At 56.2% G+C, this 17004-nt stretch carries 15 protein-coding genes and 1 pseudogene; 7 read left to right on the forward strand and 9 right to left on the reverse strand.

Going from position 1 to position 17004, the window contains the following annotated elements:
- Positions 1 to 21 precede the first annotated feature (21 nt).
- The gene (locus tag ACT9TW_RS10880) at positions 22 to 363 is read left to right on the forward strand and encodes a RamA family antibiotic efflux transcriptional regulator (protein WP_446492357.1); all 342 of its coding nucleotides are present in this window, start codon (positions 22 to 24) and stop codon (positions 361 to 363) included.
- A 154-nt stretch (positions 364 to 517) separates the two neighbouring features.
- Entirely contained in the window at positions 518 to 2086 is a 1569-nt protein-coding gene (locus ACT9TW_RS10885) for an alpha/beta hydrolase-fold protein (RefSeq protein WP_446492358.1), read from the forward strand.
- Here the strand turns inward: ACT9TW_RS10885 and ACT9TW_RS10890 are convergent.
- Complete coding sequence (locus tag ACT9TW_RS10890) at positions 2072 to 2320, reverse strand: DUF1158 domain-containing protein (protein WP_446492359.1); 249 nt, start codon at positions 2318 to 2320, stop codon at positions 2072 to 2074. The genes ACT9TW_RS10885 and ACT9TW_RS10890 overlap by 15 nt on opposite strands.
- A 489-nt stretch (positions 2321 to 2809) precedes the next feature.
- On the opposite strand from ACT9TW_RS10890, the gene ACT9TW_RS10895 reads away from it, so the two are divergent.
- Positions 2810 to 5530: a cation-transporting P-type ATPase gene (locus ACT9TW_RS10895; RefSeq protein WP_446492360.1), complete on the forward strand. Its 2721-nt coding sequence runs from the start codon at positions 2810 to 2812 to the stop codon at positions 5528 to 5530.
- A 579-nt stretch (positions 5531 to 6109) separates the two neighbouring features.
- Positions 6110 to 6280, forward strand: a pseudogene (locus ACT9TW_RS10900) (hypothetical protein); the annotation flags it as partial.
- Here the strand turns inward: ACT9TW_RS10900 and ACT9TW_RS10905 are convergent.
- Positions 6213 to 7334 (reverse strand): YbdK family carboxylate-amine ligase, encoded by a 1122-nt coding sequence (locus ACT9TW_RS10905; protein WP_446492361.1) that lies wholly within the window; start codon positions 7332 to 7334, stop codon positions 6213 to 6215. The pseudogene ACT9TW_RS10900 and the gene ACT9TW_RS10905 overlap by 68 nt on opposite strands.
- 169 nt (positions 7335 to 7503) lie before the next feature.
- Between ACT9TW_RS10905 and ACT9TW_RS10910 the strand changes: the two genes are divergently transcribed.
- Both ACT9TW_RS10910 and ACT9TW_RS10915 read left to right on the forward strand, forming a co-directional pair.
- Entirely contained in the window at positions 7504 to 8022 is a 519-nt protein-coding gene (locus ACT9TW_RS10910; protein WP_446492362.1) for a DUF2569 domain-containing protein, read from the forward strand.
- Between the two features lie 106 nt (positions 8023 to 8128).
- Positions 8129 to 8602: a cold-shock protein gene (locus ACT9TW_RS10915; protein WP_182059941.1), complete on the forward strand. Its 474-nt coding sequence runs from the start codon at positions 8129 to 8131 to the stop codon at positions 8600 to 8602.
- A 44-nt stretch (positions 8603 to 8646) separates the two neighbouring features.
- Here the strand turns inward: ACT9TW_RS10915 and ACT9TW_RS10920 are convergent, their stop codons facing one another.
- From ACT9TW_RS10920 to ACT9TW_RS10945, 6 genes are all read right to left on the reverse strand, one after another.
- Complete coding sequence (locus ACT9TW_RS10920; RefSeq protein WP_446492363.1) at positions 8647 to 9102, reverse strand: hypothetical protein; 456 nt, start codon at positions 9100 to 9102, stop codon at positions 8647 to 8649.
- A 334-nt stretch (positions 9103 to 9436) separates the two neighbouring features.
- Positions 9437 to 10141: an ABC transporter ATP-binding protein gene (locus tag ACT9TW_RS10925; protein ID WP_446492364.1), complete on the reverse strand. Its 705-nt coding sequence runs from the start codon at positions 10139 to 10141 to the stop codon at positions 9437 to 9439.
- A complete protein-coding gene (locus tag ACT9TW_RS10930; protein ID WP_446492365.1) occupies positions 10128 to 10964 on the reverse strand; it encodes an ABC transporter ATP-binding protein in 837 nt (278 codons plus the stop codon). Before ACT9TW_RS10930 ends, ACT9TW_RS10925 begins: the two co-directional genes overlap by 14 nt.
- The gene (locus ACT9TW_RS10935) at positions 10957 to 11790 is read right to left on the reverse strand and encodes an ABC transporter permease (protein WP_217186221.1); all 834 of its coding nucleotides are present in this window, start codon (positions 11788 to 11790) and stop codon (positions 10957 to 10959) included. Before ACT9TW_RS10935 ends, ACT9TW_RS10930 begins: the two co-directional genes overlap by 8 nt.
- Complete coding sequence (locus tag ACT9TW_RS10940; RefSeq protein ID WP_446492366.1) at positions 11790 to 12812, reverse strand: ABC transporter permease; 1023 nt, start codon at positions 12810 to 12812, stop codon at positions 11790 to 11792. The genes ACT9TW_RS10935 and ACT9TW_RS10940 overlap by 1 nt, the downstream gene beginning before the upstream one ends.
- A 103-nt stretch (positions 12813 to 12915) precedes the next feature.
- Positions 12916 to 14484 (reverse strand): ABC transporter substrate-binding protein, encoded by a 1569-nt coding sequence (locus ACT9TW_RS10945; RefSeq protein WP_446492367.1) that lies wholly within the window; start codon positions 14482 to 14484, stop codon positions 12916 to 12918.
- 200 nt (positions 14485 to 14684) lie between these two features.
- Between ACT9TW_RS10945 and ACT9TW_RS10950 the strand changes: the two genes are divergently transcribed.
- Complete coding sequence (locus ACT9TW_RS10950) at positions 14685 to 15383, forward strand: GNAT family N-acetyltransferase (RefSeq protein WP_446492368.1); 699 nt, start codon at positions 14685 to 14687, stop codon at positions 15381 to 15383.
- Between the two features lie 109 nt (positions 15384 to 15492).
- Here ACT9TW_RS10950 and ACT9TW_RS10955 read toward each other — a convergent pair whose 3' ends face one another.
- Entirely contained in the window at positions 15493 to 16992 is a 1500-nt protein-coding gene (locus ACT9TW_RS10955; RefSeq protein WP_446492369.1) for an FGGY family carbohydrate kinase, read from the reverse strand.
- Positions 16993 to 17004 lie beyond the last annotated feature (12 nt).

Consider the following 17004-nt stretch of genomic DNA (forward strand, 5'->3'; position numbering starts at 1 on the left):
GAAGCAGAGGGGGAGAGCAGCATGACTATTTCCGCTCAGGTCATCGACACCATCGTCGAGTGGATCGACGATAACTTACATCAACCGTTGCGCATTGAAGAGATTGCCCGCCATTCAGGGTATTCAAAGTGGCACCTACAGCGGTTGTTTATGCAGTACAAAGGCGAGAGTCTGGGGCGCTATATCCGGGAACGTAAGCTGCTGCTGGCAGCGCGCGATCTGCGCGAGTCGGACGAGCGCGTGTACGAGATCTGCCTGCGCTACGGATTTGACTCACAACAAACGTTTACCCGCATCTTCACCCGCACGTTCCACCAGCCGCCTGGTGCGTACCGCAAAGACAACCACAGTCGGGCGCATTAATCTGGTTGCCCCGCAAGCATTGCGCTTACCGGGGCAAAACCCCTTCCGCCAGACGCCGCCGTTCCCCTCAGTTGCAGAACGCTCTCTTTTTTATTGAAAATAATTCCCATTTGCATTAGCGTGAGTGGCACATTTTGCTGGGGAAAACGCGGTAATGAAAAGGGCATGGAGTGGTTTGCTGTTAGGGATTGGGACGCTGCCGGTGCTGGCGGCGACCTGTGAAACGCCTTCTGTTCAGGGGGAGCTTAAGGGGAAATTTGATGCCAGCGGCGAAGTCTGCTTTGTGCTTCCGGCCCTGGGCGAAAATTATGTCTCTGCCACGCTGAACGGCGTCACGGATGCCCGCCTGCTGGACGGGCAAAACCGGCGTATCCGCACCCTGATTGAACACGGCCCGGTGGATGGTGAACACTCGCTTCTTTTTGCCCTGCCGGTGCGTCAGAGCACGTCGCTGGTTCTCCATGGGGAAGAGGGCACCCCCTGGCGTTTTCAGTGGCGGATGAAAGAAACCGCTGCGTTGTCGCGCACGCAAATGCCAGAGCCCGAAAGCCCCACGCTAAAAGCGCTGGCAAAAACGGTTGCAGCGGGGGGAAGTACGGATGCGTTCTGGCAGGCGCAAATCCGGCAGGGAACGCCGATGGTTGAACCGGTCGATTCTCATCACAAACGGGTGACTTTTTTATGGCGCGGTGCGAAGGATAACGTCTTTCTCCTTGGTTCGCCTGCGGGCGAGCACGATCCTCTGTTCCGTCTTGGTAAAAGTGACGTCTGGTTTCGCAGCTACGTAGTTCCTTCGGATACGGTAATGCAGTACAAACTCGCACCGGATGTGCCGTTAATCGACGGGCAGCCTCGCGATCAGCACCGGGCGATCCTGGTCAGCGCCCAGGCGGATCCGCTCAATCCCCATTCGTCCGGTGAACAAAAGGCTGACCGCTGGAATCGTTTTTCATTGCTTGATCTCAGCCCGGCGCGCTATTTCTCCGCTCAGGCCATGGCTCAGCCGCTGAGGAATGGCACGCTGACCCGAGAAATGTTGGCCAGCAAAATTCTCGGCAACAGCAGGGAAGTGATGATTTACAAACCGCGTGGGGCACAGCCTGCGCGCTGGACGCTTATTCTGTTCGACGGGCAGGTTTATCAGGATCAGTACCACGTTGCAAATGTGCTGGACGGCCTGATTTCCCGCCATCATCTCCCCCCGGTTAATGTCGTCTTTATTGATAGTCTCGATCACCCGCGTCGTGGCAAAGAGTTGCCGCCGAACCCTGACTTCGCTGATTTTATGGCTCACGAACTGCTGCCGTGGCTGCGCGGGCAGGGGATTGCCCTGCAACGGCAAAAAACGGTGCTGGCGGGTTCAAGCTATGGTGGGATCGCCTCATCCTGGGTGGCACTGCGATATCCGCGCTTGTTCGGCAATGTACTTAGCCTGTCGGGATCGTACTGGTGGGCACCGAAAGGGGAAGCCTCTGGCTGGCTCACGCGGCAGTACCAGCAGTCACCACAGTATCCTGTGCAGTTCTGGCTTCAGGCCGGGACGTTTGAAACCCGCGGGCCGGGTGGCGGGAACTATCGTACCACAAAAGATTTTGAGCAGGTATTACGCGATAAAGGCTACCGTGTCAGCTTCCATCCGTGGTCCAGCGGCCACGATTATGTGGCCTGGTGTGAGGCGCTGATCCACGGAATGCGCGATTTCACCGGCTTACGACGCCAGTGAAAACCAACGGCGCCAGACGAAACGCAGGATAAAGAATTCGATGGCGCCAAGCACCAGGAACCACAGGCAGAAAAGGAGGGTGTAGAGCTGGTTAAGATCGACCAGGTGGAAGGTCGCCATCATTTTCTGCGCCAGCACCAGCCCGAGCGAGGGCGCCGGTAACAGCAGGCAAGAGAGCAGGGCCATCAGCAGAATGCCCCCGGCTGTTAGCAGCGATTCTAACGGATGTTTCATATTAATGTTAATCGTCAGTTAAAAAAGTTATTGTCGGGCATATTGTAGCGTAAAGCAATATAAACCCGATATTCACTTTTTGATAAAACCAGGGTCGTGTTTCGCTAATAAATAACCGAAACAGAATAATATTCTTAAGACGATTAAGCTAATATCGGGTTATGTAAATAAATGTCTTCCTCAGGAAAATAATTTTACAAATGTATATGTGCTATATCCAATTAACGTTGCAATAACAATGGCGGCGATAATATATAACGCCAGGCGGCGTCCGCGATAAATGCCAAACATGGTGGCTCCTTGTTTAGTTTTGGTTTAGAAATATTTTGTAAAAATCAGTTCATCGAAATAGTTTTAATCAGTTTTGAATAACCCGTCAGTAATTATATTGCGGTAGATCAATTTAAGCCGCAAGCCTTAAAAATGAATTTATTAAAGCCAGAAAGGAATTCAGGCTTCCGTCCACCGGATATTGCAGGATATGACGTAATGACCAAAATGAAGAACGTACAGAATATGCCACCCGCAGGGGGAAATGTGCAGGGGAAGCCCTACCAGCAAACGGTAGAGCAAGTACTTGCTCACAAGCAGACTCATGCAGACGGCCTTGATCGCGCAGAGGCGAAAGCCCGTCTGCACCAGTATGGCCCGAATGCCCTGCCGGAAAAAAAGGGTAAGCCTGCGTGGCTGCGTTTTCTGGCGCATTTTAATGATGTGCTGATATATGTTCTGCTGGCCGCTGCGGTACTCACCGCTGTCATGGGGCATTGGGTCGATACGCTGGTTATTTTGGGCGTGGCGGTCATTAATGCGCTGATTGGTCATATCCAGGAAAGTAACGCTGAAAAATCCCTGCAAAGTATTCGCAATATGCTTTCCAGCGATGCGCGTGTTATTCGGAATGGTAATCATGACACTATTCCCACAACTGAAATAGTCCCGGGTGATATTATTGTATTACGCGCAGGCGATCGTATTCCGGCTGATATGCGTCTGATTGAAGCTCATAATTTACGCGTTGAAGAAGCTATTCTAACGGGTGAATCAACGGTTGTGGATAAACACATTCTGCCACTCGACGGTGAATTATCGCTGGGCGATCGCACTAACCTGGTGTTTTCCGGTACCACTGTTAGTGCAGGTGGCGGTGTGGGGGTGGTTATTGCAACCGGGCAGGATACGGAGCTGGGCCATATCAATCAGATGATGGCTGGTATTGAAAAGCACCGCACCCCACTGCTGGTGCAGATGGACAAACTGGGTAAAGCCATTTTCGTCATTATTCTGGCGATGATGGCCGCGCTGTTTGTCTTTAGCCTGGTATTGCGCGATATCCCGATGGGGGAATTGCTGCTCTCGCTGATAAGCCTTGCAGTGGCTTCGGTACCGGAAGGTTTGCCGGCGATTATCTCCATTATCCTATCCCTTGGCGTACAGGCGATGGCACGCAAAAAAGCCATTATCCGTAAGCTGCCAACGGTAGAAACTCTTGGGGCGATGACTGTGGTCTGCTCGGATAAAACCGGCACGCTGACCATGAACGAAATGACCGTTAAAGCCATTATTACGGCAGATACCTGCTACCGCGTGGACGGTAATAGCTATGAGCCAGTGGGCAATATCTATCTTGAAGGCAGCGATGAGCCGGTGCAGATCCAGCCGGGCACCGTGCTGGAACAGTATCTGCGCACCATCGACCTGTGTAACGACAGCCAGCTGATCCAGGATGAGCGCAGTTTGTGGGGCATCACCGGCGGGCCAACCGAAGGCGCACTGAAAGTGCTGGCGGCGAAGGCAAACCTGGAGCCTGTGTTGACCACGCTGGTTAACAAGATCCCGTTTGACTCTCAGTACAAATACATGAGCACGCACCACCAGATTGGTGGCGAAGAGCAGATCCTGGTCACCGGCGCGCCGGATGTGCTTTTCGCCCTGTGCGAGCAGCAGCAGACCCGCAATGGTACGGAAGCTTTTAACCGCACGTACTGGGAATCTGAGATGGAGCGCTACGCGCGCCAGGGGTTGCGCATGGTTGCTGCTGCGTTCAAACCGGCGAACGGTGAGACCCGGCTTACCCATGACGACCTGAACCACGGGCTGATTTTCCTCGGTATCGCCGGGATGATGGATCCGCCACGCCCGGAAGCCATCGACGCAATCCACGCCTGCCAGCAGGCCGGGATCCGCGTGAAGATGATCACCGGCGATCACCCGCAAACAGCCATGAGCATCGGCCAGATGTTGGGGATCACCAACAGCGTGCAGGCGGTTACAGGCTATCAACTGGAGAAAATGGACGATCAGGAGTTGGCGAATGCGGCGGTGGAATATGACATCTTCGCCCGTACCAGCCCGGAGCATAAGCTGCGTCTGGTGAAAGCCTTGCAGGACAAAGGTGAAATCGTGGGCATGACCGGTGACGGAGTCAACGATGCACCAGCCCTGCGTCAGGCTGATGTCGGTATCGCGATGGGAATTAAAGGCACTGAAGTCACCAAAGAAGCGGCAGACATGGTGCTGACGGATGACAACTTCGCCACTATTGCCAGCTCGGTAAGAGAAGGGCGACGCGTTTACGACAACCTGAAGAAAACCATTCTGTTCATCATGCCAACCAACCTGGCGCAGGGGCTGTTGATTGTGATTGCGCTGCTGGCGGGGAACATCATTCCACTGACGCCGGTCCTGATTTTGTGGATGAACATGGCCACCTCCGCCACGCTCTCTTTCGGTCTGGCTTTTGAAGCCGCTGAGCGCGACATCATGAAGCGCCCACCGCGTCTGACCGGGCAGCACGTGATGGATGCCTTTGCCGTGTGGCGTGTCGCCTTTGTGGGCACCATGATCGCCATCGCTGCATTTGCACTGGAAGCCTGGCTGGCACCACGCGGCCACAGCGCAGAGTTTACGCGTACCGTGCTGTTGCAGATGCTGGTCTGTACGCAGTGGGTGTACATGATTAACTGCCGTAATGGCGACGGGTTCTCCCTCAACCGTGGCCTGCTGGCGAACAAAGGTATCTGGCTGGTGACGGGCGTACTGTTACTGCTGCAACTGGCGATTATCTACCTGCCGTTTATGCAGATGCTGTTTGGCACTGAAGCCCTGCCGCTGCGCTACTGGGCTATCACGCTGGTGATTGCAGGCGCGATGTTCTTCATCGTTGAAATCGAGAAGCGCCTGACCCGCAGGTTCCGCGAGGCTGCATAAACTTTTGCCCTCACCCTAGCCCTCTCCCACAGGGTTGAGGGATCCCCACAAAAATACGAGCACGGACAGCTCCCTCTCCTTTTTGGGGAGAGGGCTGGGGTGAGGGGGAACATACGGCTCAGGTGGTCATTCCGTTCACTTTACGTTCCTTGCTACTCTGTCACCACAATACCGGTGAACGTGCCAGGGTAGCTCACCGCCGCTACCCTGGCGACCCGGGCTCCCGGCAAGAAAATCGTCGCTTCGCGATGCCCTCAGCGTTTGCTCCAGGCTAATCGGGGACGGGCGGATGAAACGTCCCTGTAAAGCCGCCCTCGCCGCGCATCCATGCGCGTCGCCCCGGCCTTCCGTAAACGCTTCGGCGATTTTCAGCCGGACCATGACACCGCTGTAAGTCTCTTAATTCAATGGCGTAATATCATCGCTGAATTAAAGACAAAAATTACTGGGGAACCCTCAGCCCTGTGGGAGAGGGCCGGGGTGGGGGGAACACATCTGAGGTACTCCCATGAAATTCCCGCTCCTGTTCGCTCTCCTCGCCAGCACCCTGCAAACCGCCCTTTCCGCGCGGTCATGATGACGGCGGTATTCAGCGGGATGCTGGTTGCGACCCTCATCGGGATTGTTTTTATCCCCGCTCTGTTTGTGCTGTTCCAGCGCCTGCGTGAGTGGGGGCACCGGCTTACGGACTCGTGGCCCAGAGTTCGCAATGTTTTTGCACCAGCGAGGTCAGCGAACCGCCATTGTTGATGAAATCCCGCATCTGCTGCGCCTCGCTTTTGCCCTGTTTTAACAGCAGGGCAATCTCCGTGATGGCGCTGGTTGCGCCAAGTTTCCCGGCCGACGATGCAACCTGCTCCAGTAACCACGCGATATCCTCCGCAATGGTTTTTTGTTCCCCGGTATGGACGTCGGTCAATATTCCTTGCAGCCCATAGCGGCAGGCCTGGAACCGGTTAAAGCGATACAGCAGAAAATCGCGTTCCTGATGCTGGTAAGGCCGGGTGGTCAGCAGCCAGTGTGCGGTGGCCTGAATAAGCCCGGCGATATTAATGGCGTGTGAAAGCGTGAGTGGAGTATCCATCACCCGGACTTCCACCGTGCCAAAGTGCGGGCTTGGTCGAATATCCCAGTGTAAATCTTTAATACTGTCGACGATGCTGGTGGTGCTCAGGCGGCGAAACAGCCCCTCGAACGCCTGCCAGTTGTTCACCCACGGCATCGGGCCGTTATCCGGAAACCCGGAGAAGATATTGAGCCGCGACGAAGCAAAGCGGGTATCGGTGCCTTGCATATATGGCGATGCCGCTGCCAGGGCGATAAAGTGCGGCACAAAGCGTGACAGGCCGTGCAGCAGGTAAATGGCGTCATCTCCGGTCCGGCATCCGATATGCACGTGCTGGCCAAACACCGTGGCCTGCAAAATCAGATAACCAAACCGCTCCAGCGTGATGTTGTAGCGCTCGTCATCGCACACCTCCTGGCGCTGCCATTTTTGAAACGGATGCGTCCCTCCACCACAAATCTGAATCCGCTGGTCTGCCGCCACGCGCAGGATGCTCTGTTGCATGGCAGAAAATTGCGCTGCGGCCTGGTTAATGCCCTTACACACGCCTGTGGCGATTTCGAGCATACTCTCGGTGATATCGTGCTTCACTTCACCGGCGTTGATCTCATTTTTTACGGCGGTAATCAGTGCGGAAGAGTCCTGGCTGAGATCGTAGCCCGGTGGGTTAACCACCTGGAGTTCCAGCTCAATGCCGAGGGTGAAAGGTTCTGAGGCGTGAAAGTCGGGTAAAGGCATGGGGTGCTCCGTTGTCGGGGATACGTTGAGTATAGACAACGGCGTTATTGGCCCTTCTCGATCAACTTGTGGCTGAAAAACCTGGAATGCAATTTCGCTCAAGGATGAGCCCGATATTGCCGATATCGGGTAATACCCCTACCTACAAAAAGGCAATTAAGGATAAAAAATGAGCGACACCCCTTTCAAATGGACGTGCATTTCATGTGATAAGGACATTTCACAGGATCAGGAATACTGCGCAGAATGCGAAGAAAAGCGCTACAGGAAAATTGGGGGATTGTTATTCCTGCCATTACTCAATTTGTTACTGATCGCCTACGGTTATTTCACTTCTCTGGCAGTGACATTAAACGCCGGGCTATCGACGATGGGCCGCATTCAGGCATCCCAGTCGGCCTATCTGTTTATTGCCGTGGCGGTGAATTTCATTCTCCTGCTCTATATTATTTACACTGCCTCGCTCTTTTTCCGTAAGAAGAAAGAACTTCCTCTTGCGTATAGTGTTTTGATCGTGGTCGGCATCGTGATAATGCTGATTGACCGGGTCGTCACGTCCTGGCTGTTCCCCGCGATACCGATGAACTTTAGCCAGATAATGCCCATAGTCACGCACGTAATTTACGCCTGTATCTGGATACCGTACTTCCGTGCTTCCGTCCGGGCTAAAAAGACCTTTATTCGATAGTGGCGCAGGGCATTTACCCCAAATCCCTCGCCCCAAATCGCATTGTGTTTTACACTCCACGCTGCAAAAATTGAGTTAATGAACGATCAGACAGGCGGTAACAGCGATGAACGGTACAATCACAACGTGGTTTAAAGATAAAGGCTTTGGATTTATCAAAGATGAAAACGGTGACAACCGCTATTTTCATGTGATTAAGGTCGCGAACCCTGATCTGATCAAGAAAGATGCGGCGGTGACCTTTGAACCCACCACCAACAACAAAGGCTTGTCTGCCTACGCGGTGAAGGTTATCCCGGAAAGCCAGTACATCTACATTGCGGGCGAGCGGCTGAAACTCACCTCCATCAAATCTTTCGTGGTGTTCAGCGAGGAAGTACCGGCCGATACCAGCATTGATAAAGAAAATGCGGTGCTGTCGGTAGGGATCCTGATGAACAACATCAAACCCAAAAGCACGGCTAAGCCGGGTGAAATGCGCACGGTGAAGAAACTGGCCATCACCACCTTCCAGAAAACGACGCACATCTTCTCAGAAGATGAGATCGATATCGAAGCCACGGTAAAAATGCTGAAATAACAGAAGGCCGACACTCTGCGGAATGTCGGCCTTTTTTGCCCGCCTCAACGCGCTGTCATGTCTGATTCCTTCACAAAATCCGCCAGCAGCCAGACCATATCATGCAGCAGCTTTGTGAGTTCTTTTGCCACATCGGTTGGCAACGTCTTCCCCGCTATCGCATGAGTGAGAGCCTTCGCGTAGTCCACCTGTAACGAGGCGTCCTGCCAACATTCGGGTACGCAGGCGTTGAGTTTTTCGCCCGCAACGACCTGTTCAACCAGGTACGAAGGCAGGTCATTTTCGCAGTGAGCCCGCAACTGATTAAGCCCATGCAGAAGACGTTCGCAAAGTGCAGCATGGGTTTCGCGATCGTCGGTTTCGACTAACACGCTAACCCATGCAGCGCATGCTTCGCTCAGAACAATGGGATCCGCAGTATCGGGAAGCGGCCGGGTGAGAAGTTGGTGAATAACGTTTTCTTCAGATTGCGTGTGTGTCAGGGTAGGGTTTGTTGTCATGTGATTTTCCTTGTAAAAAAAAGCTCCTGGCCAACCAATACGTTCCTGTGCCGGTGAGTGGTAGCGCTGACGAAGGTAGGAATACCGCACACGACAAACGGTCAGCCTTTCGGCTACTCCACCAGCGCCACCATATCTTTAAAGGGGGGAACGCTGTCGCGACAATTTCATTGTCGTGTCATGAAAAACGGGTTCCTACGCCCGGTTGCGGATGCACCGCAACGCAGGCACTTTACGACCATGAAAAAACAAATAACAGTCTTATCCCTTGATGAAACAGGGTTACTTTTTCAGTTTGCGAGGCTCCTTCCAGAAAGGCCATCGCCCCACGGTACTACCCCATCCGGTGCTCGCCTTTTAGCATCGCCTCACGGTCAAACACCCGCTGGATCACCCCGTGCGCCATAAACGCCGCGCGGTCAGACATATGCGCAATTACATCTGCATCATGGCTCACCAGCAGATAGGTCATCCCGTGCTGTTGTTTAAGTCGGTTCAGCAGGTTGAGAATTTCCGCCTGCACGGACATGTCCAGCGCGGAAGTTGGTTCATCCAGCAGCAACAGCTGCGGGCGTAACAGCAAAGCGCGGGCGATAGCCACACGTTGCCGCTGCCCGCCGGAGAGCTGATGCGGATAACGTTTACCCGCATCGGCAGACAGCCCAACCTGCTGCAATGCATCTGCTACTTTTTCGGTAATCTGCGTTTCACCGTGGATTTTTAACGGCTCAGAGAGCGTGCGTGCGATAGTGTGGTTCGGGTGCAATGACGCCCACGGATCCTGAAATACCATCTGCACGTTGCGCCGCAGCGCGCCTTCAAAGCGGTGGCCTGTCTGCAAATGCTCACCCAGCACGGCAATGCTGCCGCTCCAGTCGTGTTGGAGCCCCGCCAGAACCCGCAAAATGGTGGATTTCCCGCAACCGGATTCACCAATCAGGCTGAAGGTTTCGCCTTTCCCGATTGCAAAGCTGGCTGCGGATACCGCGGTTTTTTCCCCGAAGGTGACCTGGAGCTGATTAACTTCAACGAGTGCCATTGTTCGCCTCCTTCCATGGCTGAGTGCGGTCAAGCGTTGGCAGCATCTGGCCGAACGTGCTGGCGTCAGGACGGCAGGTCCAGAGCGTGCGCGTATACGGGTGAGTGGCTTGCGGCAACTGATTTGCCGCCATCTCATCGACTTTTTCGCCCTGATACATCACCAGCACGCGGTCGCAATGTTCCGCCACCAGCGGCAGGTCGTGGCTAATCAGCAGCATCGCCATCTGACGCTCTTCACACTGCTGCACCAGAAGTTCGAGGATCTGGTTACGCAGGCGGGCGTCCAGCGCCGAGGTGGGTTCATCGGCAATCAGTACCTGCGGGTTGTTAATCAGCGCGATGGCAATCATCACGCGTTGCCCCATACCGCCCGAAAGCTCGCCGGGATAGCGCGTCAGCACATTGTCGGTTAGCCCGACGGCGCGAATAATGTCGTGGATGCGCGCCAGACGCTCCGATCTCGGCAGGGACTGATGCAGGGTTAAGGCCTCTTCAAGCTGGGCGGCCACGTTTTTCACCGGGTTCAGGGCGTAGCGCGGATCCTGAAGCACCATCGCAATACGGTTGCCGCGCAGCGCCTGCCAGCGTTTGTTATTCAGGGTCAGCAGGTCGTTGCCGAGCACGTTAAGCTGGCTTGCGCTCACGATGCCCGGCTTGCGCACCAGCCCCATCAGGGCGCGGGCGGACATGGATTTTCCTGAACCCGATTCCCCAACCAGCGCCAGGCGTTCATTGCCAAGCGTAAAGCTCAGGTTGTTAACCACGCGCGCGGTGGGGTAGTCGATATTCAGCGCATCGACGATGACGCGTTGTTCAGTCATGTTGCGGCTCCAGTACATCGCGCAGGCCATCGCCCAGCAGGTTAAATGCCAGGCTGGCAAACAGAATCGCACCGCCCGGAATGGCGGCAATCCACCACTGGTCAAAAATGACCTGCATCCCGTCGGCAATCATGGCTCCCCATTCCGCCATGGGTGGGCGTGCACCCAGGCCGAGGAACCCAAGCCCGGCGGCAGCCAGAATAATTCCGGCCAGATCGAGTGCCAGACGCACAATCGCAGACGGCAGACACAGCGGCAGAATGTGGCCGAACAGCAGCCGGAATCCGCGGATCCCCATCATCCCGGCAGCGGCCAGATAGTCGCTGTGACGCAGGCGCTGAATTTCACTGCGTGCCTGACGTGCATAGGCAGGCCAGGTGGTCAAAGCCAGCGCCAGCGCCCCGTTCACCAGCCCCGGGCCAAGCATGGCGACAAACGCGAAGGCGAGGATCAGACGCGGCATCGACATCACCACATCGGTAAAGCGCATCAGCACCCGCTCCAGCCAGCCGCCGTAAAACCCGGACAAAATCCCCACCAGCAGGCCAGCGGGCAGGGTGATGACGGTGACCAGCGCAACCAGCCCCAGCGCGGGACGCGTACCGTAGATCAGACGTGAAAGCAGGTCGCGACCGTAGCTGTCAGTTCCCAGCCAGTGCTGGGCGTTGGGGGCCTGTAAGCGTGCGGCGGCGTCCTGCCAGTTAGGGTCACGCGGTGCAAGCCATGGAGCAAACAGCGCAACAGACACCAGCAGCGCGATGGCGATAAGCCCGCAAAACGCCGCAGGAGAGCGGCGCAGGCGGCGTAAAAAGAGATAAAACGGCATTAGCGCACCCTGGGATCGGTTGCCCGCACAAGCAGGTCGGTAAGGTTATTGATCAGCACAAAACAGACGCCAATGAGCAACGTGCCGCCCATCACCGCTGTGGTATCGCCCGCAAACAGTGCGGTGGTGAGATAGCGCCCGATACCCGGCCAGGAGAAGACGGTTTCAGTTAATACCGCGCCTTCCAGCATACTGGTGTAGGCGAGGGCAATCACCGTCAGCAGGGTGCTGCGAATATTCGGCAGGACGTGGCGCAGCAGAATGGTCATCTCCCCGGCACCTTTGGCGCGAGCGAGCAGAATGTACTCTTTGTTCATCTCGCTCAGGCACGCTGAACGCGTCAGGCGGGTGATGCTCGCCAGCGAGTAATAGGCCAGCAAGAGTACCGGCAGCACCAGATGGCTGATGGCATTTCTGAAGGCGTCCCGGTCACCGGAAAGCCAGGTATCGACAAGCGCAAACCCGGTACGAGGCTCAACGGTAAACTGCCAGACATCATCGAGCCTGCCGGGGCCGGCGCTCCACTGGAGCTTCGCGTAGAACAGCGCCAGCATCAGCAGGCCGAGCCAGAAAATCGGTACCGAGTTGCCGAGCAGGGTAAGCGTGCGGATCGTCAAATCGAGCGCTGTACCGGCGTAGCGGGCGCACAGCACGCCCGCGATCACGCCGAGTAAGGCACCGATAATCAGCGCCAGGGTTGCCAGCTCCAGCGTGGCGGGGAACGCGTGCAACAAATCCTGCAATACCGGCTGTCCGGTGGCGCTGGCGGTGCCTAAATCGCCATGAGCAAGGTTTTGCACGTAATGCCAGAACTGCACGGGCAGCGGTTGATCCAGACCGAGCTGGTGGCGAACCTGATCGTAAGTGGACTGGCTGGCGTGATCGCCGACGATCTGCAAGACGCGATCGACGGGGGAAAATGCGGAAAGCGCAAACGTGATGAGCAACAGCCCGAAGAGCGTGAGCATCAGGGTCAGCAAGCCCTGAAGCACGCGCGTCACGTGGGTGGAAAGATGTGGCATGGGAAATCTCTTCATGCCGGGTGGCGGCGTCGCCTTACCCGGCCTACAAAAACCGAGAACGTAGGCCGGGTAAGCGAAGCCGCCCCCCGGCAACAAGGGCAGATTACTTCGTGACGTTGTCGTACCAGACCATATCCGCGTTCAGCCCCTGCTGATAACCCTTCACGTTATCGCGCACCACAATCTGGGTTTTACCCTGATCGACGAACACGTACGGCGAGTTATGCTGCAACTCTTCCTGCATCTTCTTGTACAGATCCAGGCGCTTCGCCGGGTCAGGCTCGGCAACCGCGGCCAGCGTGGCTTTATTCAGCTCAGGGATTTTCCAACCGTTCAGGCCCGCCACGGTGCTGGATTTACCATCGTTCCAGGCGAATGCACTGGCGTTAGAGTGCGCATCGAAATAGTCCGGGATCCACAGACGGATCGCCGCCTGATGCTGTTTAGCACGTACGCGGGCATAGACCTGACTACCGGCGGCTGGCAGCAGATCTACCTTCACGCCGCCCTGGGCAAAACTGGCCTGCATGGATTGGGCGATGGTGATAAATGGCGGCTTGTTCTCCACGTCCAGCGTGAAGTGCGCATCCTTGATGCCCGCTTTAGCAAGAATTTCTTTCGCTTTTGCCGGATCAAACTTAAATGGATTGTCTTCCAGCGCCCCCGGCAGACCCACCGGCAGGAAGCTCTGGTGAACAAAATACTGGCCTTTCAGCAGGTCTTTGGTGATGCCGTCATAATCCACCAGCCAGCGAGACGCTTCCCAGAACGCCGGGTTGTTCAGCAGCGGGTTGGCGCTGTTGCCGGTGTTAAACACCAGGTAGTTTTGCTCGGCAGACGGAATGCTCAGTACCTTCACGCCGGATTTGCCTTCCAGCGCGCTGATCTGGTCAGCGCCCAGATCGCGGGCGACATCCGCATCACCCTGCTGGATCAGCAGGCGGCGGGAAGCCGGGTCGGGGACGTTTTTAATGATGATGCTTTTAAGCTTCGGCGCACTGCCAGGGGCGGTTTCGTTGGCTTCCAGTACGATGGCCTGATGCGGCTGGTAGACACGCATTTTAAACGCGCCGCTGCCCGCAGAGTGCATTTTCAGCCAGGCATTGCCGAAGTCGTTATCCTTCACATTCGCAGACACCAGTTTCTGATCAACGATAGAGGCAATCGGCGTGGAGAGGATATTCAGCGCCACGGACGGGCTGACGTCCGCCGTCCAGTGCAGGGTGAGCGTGTGGTCATCCACTTTCTTCAGCTGGCTTTCGATGTTGCTCGCGTCCCAGCCCAGCACGTTAAGGATAAACGCCGGGGATTTGTTCAGGGTTACGGCACGGGTATACGAGAAGATCACATCTTCCGGGCGCAGCGGGTTGCCGGAGGCAAATTTCGCATCAGGCTTAAGTTTGATGGTCAGGGTTTTTGCTGCCGCATCGGCCTGCCAGCTTTCGGCCAGAATCGGGGTGATTTTTTCCGGGTTAGAGCGGTCTGGCTGCACCAGACGCTGATACAGGCTTGGTACGGTCTGGATGCTGGAAAGTTCGTTGGCTTCTGCCGGGTCGAGACTCACAATGTCATCAAGACCTTGTGCGACAACCAGCGTGTTAGGTGGTGTGGCGGCGTTGGCAGTGGCAGAGAGCACGGCCAGTACCAGTAACGGCAGCAATTTTTTTGTCATAGCGATCCCTGGAAAGTCATTATTGTGATTGTTTTATGCACCGCTACGTTAGGCTGACTGACGTTTTCCGCAAAGTTTAAATTCTGCTTTGCTTATGCCTTCAGGATATAACGCATTCATATTGGCTATTAGCCCGAACGCTTTTCCGCCGCTTTTGAACCTGCTATAACAAAATCCTTACCTTTCAAGGAGTCATCCCTGTGCCGGAAATCAATCAACATGGTCAGACCGTTAACGATACCGTTCCCGACTGGAAAGGCGCGAGCGTCCTGACCCGTACACCGCTGGTGGGGCGCTATTGCCGTCTTGAACCGTTGGACCAAGAGCGGCATGCCGCCGATCTCTTTGATGCTTATGCGCTGGGGGATGACAGCGACTGGACGTGGCTTGCCAGCACACAGCCCGCAACGGTTGAAGAGACATCGCACTGGGTGCTCGGTAAAGTAATGGATGATGCGCTGGTGCCCTACGCGGTTATCGACTCACGCACCGACCATGCGGTGGGGCTGGTGAGCTATATGGCGATTGAACGGCTGATGGGGTCGGTAGAAATCGGCCACGTCACCTGGTCGCGAAAGATGAAAGGCTCCCGGATTGGCACCGAGACGGTGTGGCTGCTGCTGAAAAATGCCTTTGAGCGCGGCTATCGCCGCCTGGAATGGAAGTGCGATTCGATGAACGTGGCATCGCGCAATGCCGCAGAGCGTCTGGGGTTTATCTGGGAAGGGCGGCTACGACAGAAGCTAGTGCGCAAGGGGCGCAACCGCGATAGCGACATGCTTTCTATTATTGATAGCGAATGGTCAGCGCGTGATGCGCAGTTGCGCGCGTGGCTGGCACCGGAGAATTTTGACGAGGAAGGGCGGCAGGTGAAACGGCTGGACGAGTATCGCGGGTGATTTTCAGCCGGAACACGACAGCGCTGTAACTCTCTTATTTAACCAGAATAATTTCATCGTTTAAGGATCATAAAAATGAAAAACGGCAACCAATGTTGCCGTTTCGTTTTTACTTTCTCGCCAGCGCCACGGCGTGCTGCCACGCCTGCCAGCGATGCTGCAACCGCACATGTCGCGCCATATCCGGTGCAAATGTCACGTGTTCCGGCAGATACTGGCGAAGCTGTGCCGTCGTCAGATTCATCAACGCCTTGCGCGCCAGCAGTGCCGCGCCGGTGGCGGAAAGCTCTGCCACGTCGCTACGCATCACCGGGCAGCCAAGCAGGTCGGCCTGGTACTGCATCAGCCAGTCATTTTTGGTTGGCCCGCCGTCCACCATTAGCGCACTGAGCGTAAAACCCTGATGGGCGCGCATCGCGGTTATCACGTCGGCAATCTGGTAGGTAATCGACTCCAGCGCGGCGCGGATCAAGTGCGCACGTTTCACGCCGCGACTTAATCCGTGGATCAGCCCGCGCGCGTTTTCATCCCACCAGGGCGCGCCAAGCCCGGTCAGCGCCGGAACGAAAAACACCCCCAGGGTTGAATCGACCGTGCGGGGCAAGTCGTTCAGCGCCTGCGCCAGCTCCTGCGGCGGAAGTTCGCTCAGCCCCGTGCTGTCGGCCATCCACGCCACCGCATCTCCGGTGTGTGGAATATTTCCCTCAAGACCGTACACCAGCGTGTTCCCGTCGTGCCAGGCCACCGTGGTGGCAAGCGATGTCACGTCGCAATCGGCAGACATCACCGGAGCCATCACAGACGATCCCGTTCCGTAAGTGGCTTTCACGCAGCCTTCCGCCCCCAATCCATGAGCGAACAGCGCGGCGTGGGAATCGCCAATCATGGCCAGCACCGGAATGCCGTCAGGAATGGATGTCCAGCCCGATGTCGTGCCAAACAGGCCGCTCGACGGTTTAATGGCAGGCAGGGCTTCGCGCGGGATGCCAAACAACGCGAGCATGTCCGCATCCCAGTCACCCGTTTGCAGGTTCATCAGCTGCGTGCGCGACGCGTTGGCGTGATCGCAGTAAAAACTCTCGCCCTGTGTGAGCTGCCACAGCAGCCAGCTGTCGACGGTGCCAAGACAAATCTCCCCCTGTTCAGCAAGGGCCAAACCGTCAGCAGTGTTATCCAGCAGCCAGCGCATTTTGGAGGCAGAAAATAGTGGTGCCACCGGCAGGCCGGTGACGGCTTTGATCTGCTGCTCGTGACCATTCTCGCGCAGCGCGTGGCAAAACGCAGAGGTGCGGGAACACTGCCAGCTCAGGGCCGGGGCAATGGGCCGCCCTGTTGCCCGATACCAGCCCACCACGGTTTCACGCTGGTTGCTGATGGCTAACGCCGACACGCGTTCTGCGCCAACGGCTCCGATGGCGCGAGAGATGACATCCAGCGATGCTGCAAGCAGCAACTCTGCGGATTGCTCCACCCATCCCTCACGCGGGGTCTGGATCTCCAGTGTGCGCGAGAAGCGGGCCACGATAGTGCCGCTACCATCAAAGGCCACGGCTTTCGCGTTTGTAGTGCCCTCATCAAGGGCAATAATAATATCCTTGTTCACCGACATAGCGGCCTCCGG

The organism is Enterobacter sp. C4G1, from assembly GCF_052886895.1.